At 72.2% G+C, this 15,275-nt stretch carries 15 protein-coding genes; 11 read left to right on the top strand and 4 right to left on the bottom strand.

Annotated elements, in window-relative coordinates; translation table 11 throughout:
* Positions 1 to 36: 36 nt before the first annotated feature.
* The 4 genes from rfbA (at position 37) to AB0B94_RS11725 (ending at position 3,248) form a co-directional block, all read left to right on the top strand.
* The gene (gene rfbA / locus AB0B94_RS11710) at positions 37 to 927 is read left to right on the top strand and encodes a glucose-1-phosphate thymidylyltransferase RfbA (RefSeq protein ID WP_357272647.1); all 891 of its coding nucleotides are present in this window, start codon (positions 37 to 39) and stop codon (positions 925 to 927) included.
* The gene (gene rfbC, locus AB0B94_RS11715; protein ID WP_357272657.1) at positions 924 to 1,547 is read left to right on the top strand and encodes a dTDP-4-dehydrorhamnose 3,5-epimerase; all 624 of its coding nucleotides are present in this window, start codon (positions 924 to 926) and stop codon (positions 1,545 to 1,547) included. The genes rfbA and rfbC overlap by 4 nt, the downstream gene beginning before the upstream one ends.
* Positions 1,548 to 1,615: 68 nt before the next feature.
* Positions 1,616 to 2,974 carry a Pup--protein ligase gene (gene pafA, locus AB0B94_RS11720; protein ID WP_210781723.1) on the top strand — a complete coding sequence of 453 codons (1,359 nt, stop codon included), beginning with the start codon at positions 1,616 to 1,618 and terminating at the stop codon, positions 2,972 to 2,974.
* A gap of 79 nt (positions 2,975 to 3,053) precedes the next feature.
* On the top strand, positions 3,054 to 3,248 hold the full coding sequence (locus AB0B94_RS11725) for a hypothetical protein (protein ID WP_238672306.1): 195 nt from the start codon (positions 3,054 to 3,056) through the stop codon (positions 3,246 to 3,248).
* A gap of 140 nt (positions 3,249 to 3,388) precedes the next feature.
* Here the strand turns inward: AB0B94_RS11725 and AB0B94_RS11730 are convergent, their stop codons facing one another.
* Together AB0B94_RS11730 and AB0B94_RS11735 are read right to left on the bottom strand one after the other, a co-directional pair.
* Entirely contained in the window at positions 3,389 to 4,474 is a 1,086-nt protein-coding gene (locus AB0B94_RS11730) for a DUF3866 family protein (protein ID WP_357272674.1), read from the bottom strand.
* 49 nt (positions 4,475 to 4,523) lie between these two features.
* On the bottom strand, positions 4,524 to 5,528 hold the full coding sequence (locus tag AB0B94_RS11735; protein ID WP_357272693.1) for a cation diffusion facilitator family transporter: 1,005 nt from the start codon (positions 5,526 to 5,528) through the stop codon (positions 4,524 to 4,526).
* A 118-nt stretch (positions 5,529 to 5,646) separates the two neighbouring features.
* On the opposite strand from AB0B94_RS11735, the gene AB0B94_RS11740 reads away from it, so the two are divergent.
* The 6 genes from AB0B94_RS11740 to AB0B94_RS11765 all read left to right on the top strand — a co-directional run bounded on the left by AB0B94_RS11740 (position 5,647) and on the right by AB0B94_RS11765 (position 10,457).
* A complete protein-coding gene (locus AB0B94_RS11740; RefSeq protein WP_357272704.1) occupies positions 5,647 to 6,645 on the top strand; it encodes a WYL domain-containing protein in 999 nt (332 codons plus the stop codon).
* On the top strand, positions 6,642 to 7,697 hold the full coding sequence (locus AB0B94_RS11745; protein ID WP_357272711.1) for a YafY family protein: 1,056 nt from the start codon (positions 6,642 to 6,644) through the stop codon (positions 7,695 to 7,697). Before AB0B94_RS11740 ends, AB0B94_RS11745 begins: the two co-directional genes overlap by 4 nt.
* A 10-nt stretch (positions 7,698 to 7,707) precedes the next feature.
* Positions 7,708 to 7,953: a hypothetical protein gene (locus tag AB0B94_RS11750; RefSeq protein ID WP_357272719.1), complete on the top strand. Its 246-nt coding sequence runs from the start codon at positions 7,708 to 7,710 to the stop codon at positions 7,951 to 7,953.
* Between the two features lie 159 nt (positions 7,954 to 8,112).
* Entirely contained in the window at positions 8,113 to 8,427 is a 315-nt protein-coding gene (tatA, locus tag AB0B94_RS11755) for a Sec-independent protein translocase subunit TatA (protein WP_124855346.1), read from the top strand.
* 18 nt (positions 8,428 to 8,445) lie between these two features.
* A complete protein-coding gene (tatC, locus tag AB0B94_RS11760; RefSeq protein WP_357272738.1) occupies positions 8,446 to 9,396 on the top strand; it encodes a twin-arginine translocase subunit TatC in 951 nt (316 codons plus the stop codon).
* Between the two features lie 137 nt (positions 9,397 to 9,533).
* Positions 9,534 to 10,457 (top strand): diacylglycerol kinase, encoded by a 924-nt coding sequence (locus AB0B94_RS11765; RefSeq protein WP_357272746.1) that lies wholly within the window; start codon positions 9,534 to 9,536, stop codon positions 10,455 to 10,457.
* Here AB0B94_RS11765 and AB0B94_RS11770 read toward each other — a convergent pair.
* Entirely contained in the window at positions 10,420 to 11,337 is a 918-nt protein-coding gene (locus tag AB0B94_RS11770) for an EamA family transporter (protein ID WP_357272753.1), read from the bottom strand. The genes AB0B94_RS11765 and AB0B94_RS11770 overlap by 38 nt on opposite strands.
* A 230-nt stretch (positions 11,338 to 11,567) precedes the next feature.
* Positions 11,568 to 12,338 (bottom strand): HAD family hydrolase, encoded by a 771-nt coding sequence (locus tag AB0B94_RS11775; protein ID WP_357272762.1) that lies wholly within the window; start codon positions 12,336 to 12,338, stop codon positions 11,568 to 11,570.
* 86 nt (positions 12,339 to 12,424) lie between these two features.
* Between AB0B94_RS11775 and AB0B94_RS11780 the strand changes: the two genes are divergently transcribed.
* Positions 12,425 to 15,226: a DEAD/DEAH box helicase gene (locus tag AB0B94_RS11780; RefSeq protein ID WP_357272771.1), complete on the top strand. Its 2,802-nt coding sequence runs from the start codon at positions 12,425 to 12,427 to the stop codon at positions 15,224 to 15,226.
* The last annotated feature ends 49 nt before the right edge of the window (positions 15,227 to 15,275 follow it).

The following is a 15,275-nucleotide window of genomic DNA, read 5'->3' on the forward strand; positions in this document are numbered from 1 at the left end:
CCGCGCAACGTGTCCGGGTGCGGCTAGGCTTCCCCGATGCGCGGAATCCTACTTGCCGGCGGCACCGGGTCCCGGCTCTGGCCGATCACCCGGGCGGTCTCGAAGCAGCTGATGCCGGTCTTCGACAAGCCGATGATCTATTACCCGCTGTCCACCCTGGTGATGTCCGGGGTCCGGGAGATCCTGGTGATCACGACTCCGGAGGACCAGGACCAGTTCCGTCGGCTGCTGGGCGACGGCAGCCAGTTCGGGCTGCGGCTGGAGTACGTCAGCCAGGAGCGCCCGGAGGGCATCGCGCAGGCGTTCATCCTCGGCGCGGACTTCATCGGCACCGAGTCGGTGGCGTTGGTCCTCGGCGACAACATCTTCCACGGTGTGGGTCTGGGTCGGCAGCTCGCCGACCACTGTGACCCGGTCGGTGGGCGGGTCTTCGCCTATCAGGTGGCTAACCCGCAGGAGTACGGCGTGGTCGACTTCGACGCCGATGGTCGGGTGCTCTCGATCGAGGAGAAGCCGGCCCGCCCGAAGTCCCGCTACGCGGTGCCCGGCCTCTACTTCTATGACAACCGGGTGGTGGACATCGCCCGCAAGCTCACCCCGAGCGCCCGCGGCGAGCTGGAGATCACGGCGGTCAACGAGGTGTACCGGGAGACCGGGGAGCTGGCGGTGACGGTGCTGGATCGGGGCACCGCCTGGCTGGACACCGGGACGTTCACCTCGATGATGCAGGCCGCCGAGTTCGTCCGGGTGGTCGAGGAGCGGCAGGGTCTCAAGATCGGTTGCGTCGAGGAGGTCGCCTGGCGGGCTGGCCTGATCGACGACGCGCAGCTGCGCGCGCTCGCCGAGCCGCTGACCAAGAGCGGTTACGGCAACTACCTGCTCGGTCTGCTCAACGACCAGGCCGGCGACGAGGGAGGTTCCTGGTGAAGATCCGGGAGCTGAGCATCGAGGGCGCCTGGGAGATCACCCCCCAGCAGCACGGTGACCCGCGCGGCATGTTCATGGAGTGGTACCGCTTCGACAAGCTCGCCGAGGTGGTGGGGCATCCGCTGCGGCTGGCCCAGGCCAACCTGTCGGTCTCCGCGCGTGGCGTGGTGCGCGGTGTTCACTTCGCCGACGTGCCGCCCGGGCAGGCCAAGTACGTCACCTGTGTGCGGGGCGCGGTCCTCGACGTGATCGTGGACCTGCGGGTGGGCTCGCCGACCTTCGGTCGTTGGGAGGGCGTCCGACTGGACGACACCGACCGTCGGGCGGTCTACCTCAGCGAGGGGCTGGGGCACGGGTTCTGCGCGTTGACCGACGACGCGACGTTGAGCTATCTCTGCTCGGCCACCTACAACCCGACCGGCGAGCACGCCGTGCATCCGCTGGACGAGGAGTTGGGCATCGAGTGGCCCGCCGACGTTCCACTGCTGTCCGCCCGCGACGACGCGGCGCCGACTCTGGCGCAGGCCCGCGAGCGGGGCCTGCTTCCGCAGTACGACAGCTGCCGGCGGTTCGTGGCGAGCCTCGGTCCGGACGGAATGTCGCACTCAACCGGTATGTGACAGCGCTCGGGGCACGACCTGTGGTCTGACAGTGACGAACCGGGCCCCCGGGCGGCTAATGTCACACCATGGAGCGGCGAATCTTCGGCCTCGAGACCGAGTACGGCGTCACCTGCACCTATCGCGGGCAGCGGCGGCTGTCCCCGGACGAGGTCGCGCGGTATCTGTTCCGTCGCGTGGTGTCCTGGGGCCGGTCGAGCAATGTCTTCCTGCGCAATGGGGCCCGGCTCTACCTGGACGTCGGGTCGCATCCGGAGTACGCGACGCCGGAGTGCGACTCGGTGACCGATCTCGTCGCCCACGACCGGGCCGGCGAGCGGATCCTGGAAGGGCTGCTCGTCGACGCGGAGAAGCGACTGCACGACGAGGGCATCGCGGGTGAGATCTACCTGTTCAAGAACAACACCGATTCGGCCGGCAACTCGTACGGCTGCCACGAGAACTACCTGGTCTCGCGGCACGGCGAGTTCGGCCGGCTCGCCGACGTGCTCATTCCGTTCCTGGTCACCCGGCAGTTGATCTGCGGGGCCGGCAAGGTCCTGCAAACACCGCGCGGCGCTGTCTACTGCCTGTCGCAGCGAGCCGAGCACATCTGGGAGGGCGTCTCCTCGGCGACCACCCGCAGCCGCCCGATCATCAACACCCGCGACGAGCCGCACGCTGACGCCGAGCGCTACCGGCGGCTGCACGTGATCGTCGGCGACTCCAACATGAACGAGGTCACCACGCTGCTCAAGGTCGGCACCGCCGACATCGTGCTGCGGATGATCGAGGCCGGGGTGGTGATGCGCGACCTGTCCCTGGAGAACCCGATCCGGGCCATCCGGGAGGTGTCGCACGACATCACCGGCCGGCGCAAGGTGCGGTTGGCCAACGGCAAGGAGGTCAGCGCCCTGGACATCCAGCAGGAGTACCTCGCCAAGGCCACCGAGTTCGTCGAGCGACGCGGCGGCGACCAGGCCGCCAAGCGGGTCGTCGAGCTGTGGGGCCGGGTGCTCAACGCGGTGGAGAGCGGCGACCTGGAGCCGGTCTCCCGGGAGATCGACTGGGTTAGCAAGCTGCGGCTGATCGAGCGCTACCAGCGCAAGCACGACCTGCCGCTGTCGCACCCGCGGGTGGCGCAGATGGACCTGGCCTATCACGACGTGCGCCGTGGCCGGGGCCTCTACGGCCTCCTGGAGCGCCGCGGCGACGTCGACCGGGTGGCCACCGACCCGGAGATCTTCGAGGCCAAGGAGACGCCGCCGCAGACCACCCGGGCCCGGCTGCGGGGCGAGTTCATCCGGCACGCCCAGGAGAAGCGCCGGGACTTCACCGTCGACTGGGTGCACCTGAAGCTCAACGACCAGGCGCAGCGCACAGTGCTCTGCAAGGATCCGTTCCGAGCGTACGACGAGCGGGTGGAGCGGCTGATCGCCAGCATGTGACCGGTTGCCGGCCCCGTCGGTGCGCTGCGCCGACGGGGCCGGTCAGCCCGGCGCACCGAGCGGTTAAGCTGAGCGCGCCATGACGACTTCTGGACCTTCCGACCGCTCCGAGCGCGGCACCGAGCGGCAGAACTGGGTCGAACGCCGGCGGGAGAAGATCCGCGCCGAGATCGACCGTAACCGGCGCGGTGACTACACAGTGCCGACGTGGGTGCTGGCCCTGGCCCTGGTGCTCATCGTCGGCGGCTGGCTAGCCCTGATCTTCCTGGCCTAACCCACCCTTCCTGCCCCACCCCCCAGCGCCCCACCCCACCCCAGCGCGCGTTGATCATGAAGTTATTGCCGTGACACGCCGAGGCGGCGGGCAATAACTTCATGATCAACCGGGGGTGGGGGGGTGGGGGTGGGGGTTGGTTAGGGGAGGAGGGTTGCGGCGTGGCGGCCGGCGGCGGCTGCCGCCAGGAAGTACACGTGGTCGGCGTCGAGGCCACGGCCCATTGTGGACAGGGGTACGGTGCTGGCCCGCAGCGCGGCGTCCAGACCGTCGGTGAGCACCCGGACGATCCGGTGTCGGGCCGCCAGGGGCGCCAGCGCCGTGTGCACCTCGGCCGCGAGGGACGGCGCAAGGTCCTCGGGCACCACCAGCTCCGCCGGGGCGAGCGCCACCCGGCCGTACGCGGTGAGGCTGTGGTGCGACACGCCCCGGTGTCGGGGGCGGGGATCGGCGTCGGAGATGCGCAACGAGCCGACCGGCTTCCCGCCCAGCGTGGCTATCGCGTTGACCGCCTCGCCGACGGCGACGCCGGAGAAGCCCCACCGGGTTCCGGTGCCCAGGTTGCCCGGTCCCTGAGCCACGATCGCCACGTCCGCGTGGAGCACGTACCGGGCCGCGAGCAGGCCTCCGTGCAGGGTGGTGGCCTCCAGGTCGCCGCCGAACGCCTGCCCGACGGTGACCGTGCCGGCCAGTTCGGCCCGTAGCCCGGCGAGGGTGCGGGAGAACCAGGCGGGCAGCGCCCCGCCGTCGGTGAGCAGGTACGCCACCCGCGCCTGCGGGGCGTCGGCCCGGATGCCGGCCAGGATCGCCGGGAGCGCCGAGTGCAGGTCGGCGGTGACCACCGGCAGGCCGCCCAGGTCGTCCGCGTCGGCCAGCACGTCGCGGTGCGGGGACGCCTCCTCGTCGACGCCGAGCAGGATCGGCTGCAACGGCGTGTAGCGGGCCTTGACCAGGTGCCCGGCGTCGCGGGTGTCGGCCACGTCCGGTGGGTCCGGCGGCAGCCGGTCCGGCAGTGCGACCACCAAGGCGTACCCGCCGGTGCCCAATCCCATCAGCAGCGCACCGGCGTTGAGCAGCACCCGGTCACCGGGCTCGGGCGTGCCGACCAGCTCCGGGTAGGCCAGCGCCCGCATCCGCGTGCCGTCGGGCAGGTCGACGTCCAGCTCCACCGCCCCGGTCCACTGCCGTCGCAGCGTCGCCACCGTCCCCGTACGCCATCGCACCATGACGGGCACGCTAGCCGCGCAGGCCCGGCGGCCCGCGCCCGGGTGTGGGTCAGGCCGGCTCGGGGCCGCCGGCGTCCGGGCTCGGCCCGGCCTGGGTGTGCCGGGCGGTGCCGGTGGCGCCCGGCATCGAACGGGTCGGGTCGAGGAAGACGAAGCGGATCTCCGGGTATCGGTTCGTGAGCCGCCGTTCGGCCTCGTCGGCGGTGGCCTCGATCTGCGCGCCGGTGGCCTCGTCGCGGAAGTCGACCTTCGCGGCGACGAGGATGTCCTGCGGGCCGAGCTGCATGGTCAACAGGGTGTCGATGCGCTCCACCTCGGGCAGCCCGGCCAGCTCCTGCTCGATCTCGCGGCGCAGCCGCTCCGGGACGGCCCGGCCGACCAGCAGCGACAGGTTGTTGCCGGCGAGGATCCCGGCGACGGTCAGCAGCAGGAGCCCGATCAGGATCGACGCGACGCCGTCCCACACCTCGTCGCCGGTGGCGTGCGACAGGCCGACGCCGAGCCCGGCCAGCACCAGACCGATCAGGGCCGCGCTGTCCTCCAGGAAGACCGCCTTGACTGTGGTGTCGGCGGTCAGCCGCAGAAACCGCCGAGGCGTGGTCTGCCAGCGCCGCGACTCGCGGCGGACCTGCCGCACCGCCCGGCCCAGTGAGATCGACTCGATGACGAACGACACCCCGAGCACGATGTACGAGATGAGGTAGTCGCCGCTGTGCTCGTGCACCAGGATCGTGGTGACGCCGTGGGTGACAGCGAAACCGGCGCCGGCGACGAACGTGAACATCGCGGCGAAGAACGCCCAGACGTAGCTTTCCTTGCCGTACCCGAAGGGGTGTCGCTGGTCGGCCGGACGGGCGCCGCGGCGCAGCGCCTGGAAGAGCAGCACCTCGGTGGTGGTGTCGGCGACCGAGTGCGCCGCCTCGGAGAGCATCGCGGCTGATCCGGAGATCAGCCCGGCGATCAGTTTGGCGATCGCGATCGCGAGGTTGGCGGTGCCGGCGACGACGACGGTGCCGACGCTCTCGCTCTCGGGCCTGGCGTCCGCTTGCGGCATGAGGATCACCCTATGACCGTGGACGGCGACGCGCCGGGGGGAGGCCCGATCCGAACAAGTGTGCGGCACGCCCGCGTGGGTGCACGGTCTGGGCGGGTCGGCTGCTAGCGTCTACCGCGTGTCGCGGACCCGCACCGAACGCCTGGTCAACCTGGTGATCTGCCTTCTGTCCACGCGACGGTTCCTGACCGCCGCGCAGATTGCCGCGACAGTGCCCGGTTACGAGCACGATCCGGACGACGCGCGCGACCACGAGGCGTTCCAGCGCAAGTTCGAACGGGACAAGGCTGAGCTGCGCGAGCTGGGTGTGCCATTGGAGACGGGCACGGCGAGCGCCTTCGACGCCGAGCCCGGCTACCGGATCGCCCACCGCGAATACGCGCTGCCCGACATCCTCCTCGAACCGGACGAAGCCGCCGCGGTCGGCATCGCCGCCCGGCTGTGGCAGCACGCCGGGTTGGCCGCCGCCGCGTCGTCGGGGCTGGCCAAGCTGCGTGCCGCCGGTGTGGACGTGGACCCGCAGGCGACCCTCGGCCTGGAGCCGATGGTCACTGTCGACCCGGCGTTCGCGCCGCTGACCGCCGCCGCCCGGGACCGCCGCGAGGTGGGGTTCGACTACCGGGTGCCCGACCGCGACGCGCCCACCCGGAGGCGGCTGCAACCGTGGGGCGTGGTCTGCTGGCGCGGTCGGTGGTATGTGGTCGGCCACGACCAGGACCGGGAGGCGACCCGCTGCTTCCGGTTGTCCCGGGTCGTCGGCGCGGTCCGGGTGACCGGCTCTCCCGGCGCCTACGAGCCGCCGGCAAACGTCGACCTGATCAGCCACGTGGCCCGCTGGTCCGGTCCGGTGGAACGCACCGGTCGGGCCACGGTGCTGGCCGCGCCGGGGCGGGCCGCCGGGCTGCGCCGTTGGGCGGTGCAGGTGACCGCCGGGCCGGACGGCGACCGGCTGGTGCTGCCGTACGCCGACCCGGACGGGCTGGCCGGCCATCTCGTCGGCTACGGCCCGGACGTGCGGGTCCTCGACCCACCGGAGGTCCGCGAGGCGGTCATCCAACGACTCAAGGAGATCGCCGTGCGCCACGACGAGCTGGCCGTCAGCGGAGGCGCCAGGTGACCCGCCCGGCCGCCCGCAACGGTTCCCGCGCGTCCGCCGACCGGCTGGCCCGACTGCTCAACCTGGTGCCCTACCTGCTGGCCCGGCCCGGCATCGAGATCGCCGAGGCGGCCGGTGACCTGGGCGTCACCGAACGCCAGCTCCGGGAGGACCTGGAGCTGCTCTGGGTGTGCGGGCTGCCCGGGTACGGCCCCGGTGACCTGATCGACATGGCGTTCGACGGTGACCGGGTGACCATCACCTACGACGCCGGCATCGACCGACCGTTGCGGCTGACCCCAGACGAGGCCCTCGCACTGGTGGTGGCGCTGCGGATGCTGGCCGAGACGCCCGGGGTGGCCAACCGGGAGGCCGTCGAACGGGCCCTCGCCAAGATCGAGGCTGCGGGCGACCTGGTGGGCGCGCCGGTGGCGGTCCGGTTGCCAGGGGACACCGGGCGGGTCGAGGCGCTGCGCGCCGCGGTGGAGGGCGGCAAGGCACTGCGGATCACCTACTACACGGCGGCCCGGGACGAGACCACCGAGCGCGTCGTCGACCCGCTGCGGATGCTGATGGTCGGCGGCCGGGCGTACGTGGAGGCGTGGTGTCGGCGTGCGGAGGCCGTCCGGCTGTTCCGCGCCGACCGGATCGACGCGGTCACCGAGTTGGACGAGCCGGCCACTGTGCCGCCGCAGGCAGTCCCGCACGACCTCACCGAGGGCGTGTTCCGCCCCTCGGCCGACCTGCCGTTGATCACCTTGCGCATCGGCCGGGGCGAGCGGTGGATCACCGAGTACTACCCGTGCGAGCGGGTGGAGGCCGGCGACGGCGACCAGTGGCTCGTCTCCCTGCGGGTCACCGACCTGGGGTGGGCCCGCCGGTTCGTGCTCGGCCTCGGCCCGGAGGTGAGTGTGGTCGCCCCGGTCGCGTTGGCCGAGCAGGTGCGGGGGACGGCGGCCGCCGCACTGGACGCGTACGCAGTGCCCACGCCCGCGGCCGTGCCCCGGCCGCCCGAGGACGACGCGGAGCGCGCGCCGTCGGGTGACAGGGCGGTGGCCGGCCGCACCCAGTAGGCTGACCGCCGTGCTGATCTGGATCGTGCTCGCGGTGGTGCTGCTACCCCTCGTGGCGCTCGCGTTGGCAGTGCGCCCGCTGCTGGCCCGGCTGCCCCGACTGCGCCGCGCCGCGGTGGCGTTGCAGCGGCGGGCCGTCGAGGCCGAGGCGCTGCGGGAAACCGCCGAGGCGCTGCAACAGCGTGCCGAGGACGTCCAACGTCGGCTCGACACCGCATCCCAGCGACTCGCGGTCATCAAGGCCAAGCGCGGCTGATCGAGTACGCACCCGGCGGTGGTTGACGGATCATCGCGGGTTGGTCAAGACTTCACCCTCCCGCCCGGACCACCACCACCCAGTGGGTGGCGGGCAGCCGATCCGCACGTACGATGGGCTGCGTACCACCCCCCGGACACAGAGCGACTGGAGCTTCTCATGGGTGCCCTCAAGCCGTGGCACATCGCTGTTCTCGTGGTTGTGCTGATCCTGCTCTTCGGTGCGAAGCGGCTCCCCGACGCGGCCCGGTCGCTGGGTCGGTCGCTGCGGATCATCAAGGCCGAGACCAAGAGCCTGCAGGACGACGACCGCGACCTCGCCGAGAAGGCTGACGCGCAGGCCGGCTACCAGCCGCTGCCGCCGCACGCCGGGCAGCAGGCGCCGTACGCCGGCCAGCCGCAGCAGGCCCCGTACCAGCAGGCCCCGCCGCAGCAGCCGGTCGTCGACCCGGTGCACCGCGTCCGCGACAACTGACCGAAGGGCCCCACTCCCGTGGCCTTCGCACTGCGTAAACGCGGCACGAGCACCTTCGAACGGGCCGCCGACGGCTCGATGACGCTCATCGAGCACGTCCGCGAGCTGCGCAACCGTCTGTTCCGCGCGTCCGTGGCGATCCTCATCGGGTTCGGCTTCGGTTTCTGGTTGGCCGAGCCGGTGCTGCACCTGCTCCAGCAGCCCTACTGTGACCTGCCGCAGGCCCGATATGTCGACGGCAAGTGCGAGTTCGTGCAGCTCGGCCCGGCCGACCTGTTCCTGCTCAACCTGAAGGTCGCGCTCTGGGTCGGGTTGATTGTGGCCGCGCCGATCTGGCTGTACCAGCTCTGGGCGTTCATCGCGCCTGGCCTGCACCGGCACGAGCGGCGCTACGCGTACTTCTTCACCGCGCTCGCCGCGCCGCTGTTCGCGGCCGGTGCGGTACTGGCGTACTTCGTCACGTCCAAGGGCCTGGAGTTCCTACTCAGCATCTCGGACAGCGAGATCAGCACGACCTTGGAGATCACCAAGTACATCTCCTTCGTCACCAACCTGATCCTGTTGTTCGGCGTGGCCTTCGAGTTCCCGCTCGTCGTGCTGATGCTCAACTTCGTGGGCATCGCCAGCGCGAAGCGGCTGCTCAGCTGGTGGCGCGTGGCGATCTTCGTGTTCTTCGCCTTCTCCGCAGTGGTCACCCCAACCCCGGACCCGTTCGGGATGACGGCCCTGGCCATCTGCCTGTCGGCGCTCTACTTCGGCGCGGTGGGCATCGCCTTCCTCAACGACAAGCGGCGTGGGCGGGGCAAGGAGATTTATGCCGGCATCGACGACGACGAGGTGTCGCCGTTGGAGTTCGACGCGGACCCGGTAGTGGCCGGGCAGCGGGTCGACTCGGCAGCGCCGATCGGCGAACCCGAGCCGATCGCCAAACCGGCGCCGATCGAACGCCGCTACGACGACATGACCTGACGGCTCCGCGCCGACCGGTCCACCGACGCCGTCCCCGTGTTTCGGGGGCGGCGTCGTCGCGTCACCTCCCGCGTCGGCGGCGGAACTGTTGGTGACGGCGGCTGCCCCTGGCGAACGACGGGTGTACGACCGGTACGGTGCTGCCCGTGACCGCAGACGATCACCTGCCCGGCCCGGTCGCCGTGCTCGCCAACCCGAGCGCCGGTCGTGGACGGCACCGGGCGTTGCTGCCCCGGCTGCTGGACGGCTTGGCCGCCGCCGGGCGGCCGGTCCGGTTGCTGCCGGCGTCCAGCCCCGCCGAGGCGGAGGCGGTGTGTCGGGCCGCCGTCGCCGACGGCGCTGGCGCGTTGGTGGCGGTCGGTGGGGACGGCACCGTGCACCGGGCGTTGCAGGCGGTCGCCGGGACCGCCGTGCCGTTCGGCCCGATCCCGGCCGGCACCGGCAACGACTTCGCCCTGGACACCGGCTTCCCGGCCGACCCCGTCGCCGCGGCGGCGGTGATCGCCGAGGCGGTGCGTGACGGGCGCAGCCAACCTGTCGACCTGGCCCGGATGGTCGGGGTCGACGGTGTCGAGCGCTGGTACGGCGCGGTCCTCGCGGCCGGGTTCGACGCGATCGTCAACGAGCGGGCCAACCGGATGCGCTGGCCCCGCGGCCCGCGCCGATACGACCTGGCGATCCTGGTCGAGCTGGCCCGGCTGCGGCCACGCCGTTACACGCTGCGCCTCGACGGGGTGCCACACGAGCTGGACGCGGTGCTCGTGGCGGTGGGCAACTGCCCCACGTACGGCGGTGGGATGCGGATCTGCCCCGACGCGGACCCGACCGACGGACTGCTCGACGTGGTCGTGGCGGGTCGGGTCAACCGGCGGACCCTGGTCCGGGTGAAGCCCCGCATCTACCAGGGCACCCACGTCAGCCACCCGCTGGTGCGCAGTTTCCGGGCCCGCACAGTGGAGTTGGCAGCCGAGGGCATCACCTCGTACGCCGACGGGGAACGCTCCCTGCGGCTGCCGGTGACGATCAGCGCGGTTCCGGGCGCCGTGCGGCTGCTGCGTTGACCCGTACCGCGCCGATGCTGGCGGCGATGACCAGCACGATGGCGGCGCATTCCAGCACTGTCAGCGCCTGCCGCAGCACCAGCCACCCGGCGAGCGTGGCGACGGCCGGGCCGAGGCTCATCAGCACCGCGAAGGTGGCGGTGGGCATCCGCCGTAGCGCCAGCAGTTCCAGGGTGTAGGGCAGCCCGGAGGCGAGCACCGCGAGGGCGGCGCCGAGCGCCAGCACCTGCGGGTCGAGCAGCGCGGCGCCGCCGTCGACGATGCCCAGCGGCAGGGTGGCCAGCGCGGCGACGGCCAGTGCCAGGGCCAGCCCGTCCGCGCCGGGGAAGCGGCCGCCGACCCGGGCGCTCAGCACTATGTACGCGGCCCACATGGCGCCCGCGCCGAAGGCGAAGGCCACCCCGACCGGGTTCAGCCGGTCGAAGCCGCCCTGCCCGAGCAGCGCCACCCCGGCCAGTGCGAGACCCGCCCAGCCCCAACTGGCCAGCCGGCGGGCGGAGAACACCGACAGCGCCAACGGGCCGAGCACCTCGAGCGTCACCGCCGGCCCCAGCGGGATGCGTTCGATGGCCTGGTAGAACAGCGAGTTCATGCCGGCCAGCGCCAGCCCGAACGCGCCGGCCGCGAGCCAGGCCGACCGGTCGTGTCCGCGCAGTCGGGGCCGGCACACGACGAGCAGCAGCACCGCGGAGATGGTCAGCCGCAGGGTCACCGCGCCGGCCACCCCGGTGCGCGGGAAGAGCAACGCGGCCACGGCGGACCCGAACTGCACCGACAGGGCACCGCCGAGCACCAGTCCCACGGCGGCGACGCCGCCGCGCCGGGCCGGTGGCGTGTCGGCCGGCGATGGCGTGGGCAGCAGGATCTCGGTCACGGGCACGACGGTAGGCGGTCCGCTCCGGCTACCGTCCGGCGGTGTCCACCTGCCGAAAGGCGAGCCCTGTGAGGCGGCTGGTGGCGAGAGGGACCGGGTGTGTCGCAGGCGGCCCCTGCCGCGGTTGGGGGGACACCGAGCGGCGGTGTGCGCCGCTCGGAACTGTGGTATCCGGGGTGGCGCTGCGTGGAGCTACCGGTGATCCGTATTCCCGACTGACGGCACAGCAGGCCCGCTCAGGACGGCAGTGCGAGGTCGAGCGCCGCGCCCAGCCCGTTCTCCCGGCCCGGCTCGGCTGCCGGTAGCACCAGTACCGAGCAGCCCGCGGCCACCGCGCCCGCGTCCGCCGGGGTGTCGCCGACCATCAGTGTCTGCTCCGGGTCGACGCCGAGCATGCCGCAGGCACGCCAGAAGATCGCCGGGTCGGGTTTGCAGCGCCCCACCTCGTACGAGAGCACGAACGCGCCGACCAGGTCGGTCAGCCCCCAGGCGTCGAAGTGTGGCCGCAGGTCGAAGCCGATGTTGCTGACCACCGCCACCGGCACCCCGGCGTCGCGCAGCGCGGTCAGCGTGGGCGCGGTGTCGGCGTACGGCAGCCAGCCGTCGGTGGTCAACAGCCGTTCGTAGAGCGCGTCGGCGAAGCCGTCGATGCCGGCGTCGACGGTCTCGGCCAGCCCGGTGTACGCGCCCCGGTGGGCGTGTTGGTAGAGGTCCCGGTCGGCCCACAGCTCGGCGAGTCGGGGCGGCACCCGTGCCGGCAGTGGCCCACCGGCGCGGCCGGCGGTCAGCAGTCGGTCGGCCAGCGAGGTGGCGCGGACCCGGTCCAGCGTGACGCCGCACGCCGCCGCGGCCTGCAGCACCCACCGCTGGGGGTCCTCCACCTGGGCCAGGGTGCCGTGGAAGTCGAAGAGCACCGCCTTGACAGGGCGTCGGGACGCCCGGCGGGCGGCGGGCGCCTCGGCGGTGCCCGGCGGACTGGTCTGGGGCGGTTCGGCATGGTCCGGCACGCCGTGCACCCTACCGACCGCCCCCGACCGCCCCTCCGGACGGCCTTGTGGGGTGACATGACTCGGCACGCACTAATCTTGGTGCCATGTCGAGCCCCGCCGAGCGGTACGCAGCGGCGCGCCGCAAGGCCGCACAAGCCGCACAGTTTCCGGCGCTGGACGAGTTCGCCCTCGAGTTGGGGTTCGACCTCGACGACTTCCAGCGGGAGGCGTGCCAGTCGCTGGAGCGGGGCAGCGGTGTGCTGGTCTGCGCTCCCACCGGCGCCGGCAAGACGGTGGTCGGGGAGTTCGCCGTCCACCTGGCGTTGCGGGGTCGGCCCGACGATCCGGTGCCCGCCGTCGACGCGACGACCCCACCGGCGCGGCGCAAGTGCTTCTACACCACGCCGATCAAGGCGCTGTCCAACCAGAAGTACCACGACCTGGTCGCCCGGTACGGTGCCGAGCAGGTCGGCCTGCTGACCGGCGACAACGCGATCAACGGCGACGCGCCGGTGGTGGTGATGACCACCGAGGTGCTGCGCAACATGCTCTACGCGGGCTCCAGCACCCTCCAGGGCCTGGCCTACGTGGTGATGGACGAGGTGCACTACCTGGCCGACCGGTTCCGCGGCGGGGTCTGGGAAGAGGTGATCATCCACCTGCCCGCCTCGGTCACCCTGATCTCGTTGTCGGCGACCGTCTCCAACGCCGAGGAGTTCGCCGACTGGCTGGTCACCGTGCGCGGCGAGACCGCAGTGGTGGTCAGCGAGCACCGGCCGGTGCCGTTGTGGCAGCACATGCTTGTCGGCAAGCGGATGTTCGACCTGTTCCACGACGCCGACGCCGCCCGCAAGCACGACGTGCACCCGGAGTTGCTGCGCTACACCCGGGAGACCACGCGGCGGCTGGAGTTGGGTGAGGGGCGCAGCGCGGGGCCGGGTGCCGGCCGGCGCGGCCCGCGCTGGCGTGGCCCGTTGCGCCCGGACATCGTCGACCGACTGGACCGGGAGGGTCTGCTGCCGGCGATCCTGTTCATCTTCAGCCGGGCCGGCTGCGCCGCCGCCGTGCAGCAGTGTCTCGCCGCCGGGCTGCGGCTCACCTCGGCCGAGGAGCGGGCCGAGATCCGCAGGGTCGTCGAGTCGCGGGTCACCGCCATTCCCGGCGAGGACCTGTCGGTCCTGGGCTACTGGGAGTGGCTGGATGGCCTGGAACGCGGCCTGGCCGCCCACCACGCCGGCATGCTGCCGGTGTTCAAGGAGGTCGTCGAGGAGTTGTTCGTCCGCGGCCTGGTCAAAGCGGTCTTCGCCACCGAGACGTTGGCGTTGGGCATCAACATGCCGGCCCGCTGCGTGGTGCTGGAACGGCTGGTCAAGTACAACGGTGAGGCGCACGTCGACCTGACCCCGGGGGAGTACACGCAGCTCACCGGGCGCGCCGGCCGCCGGGGCATCGATGTGGAGGGGCACGCCGTCGTGGTGTGGTCCCCGGAGACCGACCCACGGCACGTGGCCGGGCTGGCGTCCACCCGCACCTACCCGCTGCGCTCCAGCTTCCGTCCGTCGTACAACATGGCGGTGAACCTGGTCGGCACTGTCGGCGCGGAGCCCGCCCGGGCCCTGCTGGAGTCCTCGTTCGCCCAGTTCCAGGCGGACCGGTCGGTGGTCGGCCTGGCCCGGCAGGTGCAGCGCAACACCGAGACCATCGAGGCGTACGGCGCGGAGGCCGCCTGCCATCACGGCGACTTCGACGAGTACTTCGCGCTGCGGGTGGCGATCGCCGACCGGGAGAAGGCGATCGCCAGGCAGGGGCAGACCCAGCGTAAGGCCGCCGCGGTGGCCTCGTTGGAGCGGCTGCGGGTCGGTGACGTGATCCGGGTGCCGTCGGGCCGGCGGGCCGGGCTGGCCGTGGTGCTGGACCCGGCGACCGGTGGGTTCGGTGAGCCCCGGCCGCTGGTGCTCACCCAGGACCGTTGGGCCGGGCGGGTCAGCCCGGGTGACTTCACCACTCCGGCCGAGGTGTTGGCCCGGATCCGGGTGCCCAAGCACTTCAACCACCGGTCCCCGGGCGCCCGGCGGGATCTCGCCGCCGAGGTCAGCGGCACCGGCCTGGATCGGCACGGTGGCCGACGCGGGGGCCGTTCCCGGCAGGTGAGCGGCGAGGACCACCAGGTCGCCCAGCTCCGCACCGAGCTGCGTCACCACCCCTGCCACGCCTGCCCGGAGCGGGAGGAGCACGCCCGCTGGGCGGAGCGGCGTCGGCGGCTGGAGCGCGACACCGAGGAGCTGCGCGAGCGCGTCAGTGGTCGTACGGGGTCCCTCGCGCGAACGTTCGACCGGATCGTGGCGCTGCTGACCGAGCGTGGCTACCTCGCCCGCGACGGCGCGGTCACCGACGCCGGTCGGATGCTGGGCCGGATCTGGACCGAGGCGGATCTGCTGGTCGCCGAGTGTCTGCGCCGGGGGGTGTGGAACGGGTTGTCCCCGGCCGAGTTGGCCGCCGCGGTGTCAGTGGTGGTGTTCGAGGCGCGCCGCGATGTCGACGAGCGGGCGTCGCTGCCGCGCGGTCCGGTTGCCGACGCGGTGGACGAGACGCTGAAGCTGTGGGGGGAGATCGAGGCCGACGAGGCGGCGCGGGGGCTGACGGCGACCCGGGAGCCGGATCTGGGTTTCGCCTGGCCTGTCTACCGGTGGGCCCGGGGCGAGGCGCTGGCGAAGGTGCTCGGCAGCGGTCACGAGATCGATGGCGAAATGCCCGCCGGTGACTTCGTCCGGTGGGCCCGACAGGTGGTCGACCTGCTCGGTCAGATTGCCGACTCTGGCGGCGCCACAACGGAGCTGCGGTCGACGGCTCGACAGGCTATAGCGGCAGTCAATCGAGGCGTTCTCGCGTACCACACGTCAGCGTGACAATCACGCTCAGTCATTTTTCGTCGGTGAATCGACGCAGCGGACGGTT

This window comes from Micromonospora sp. NPDC048986 (genome assembly GCF_040649335.1).
In the GTDB taxonomy this organism is placed as follows: Bacteria; Actinomycetota; Actinomycetes; order Mycobacteriales; family Micromonosporaceae; genus Micromonospora; species Micromonospora alfalfae.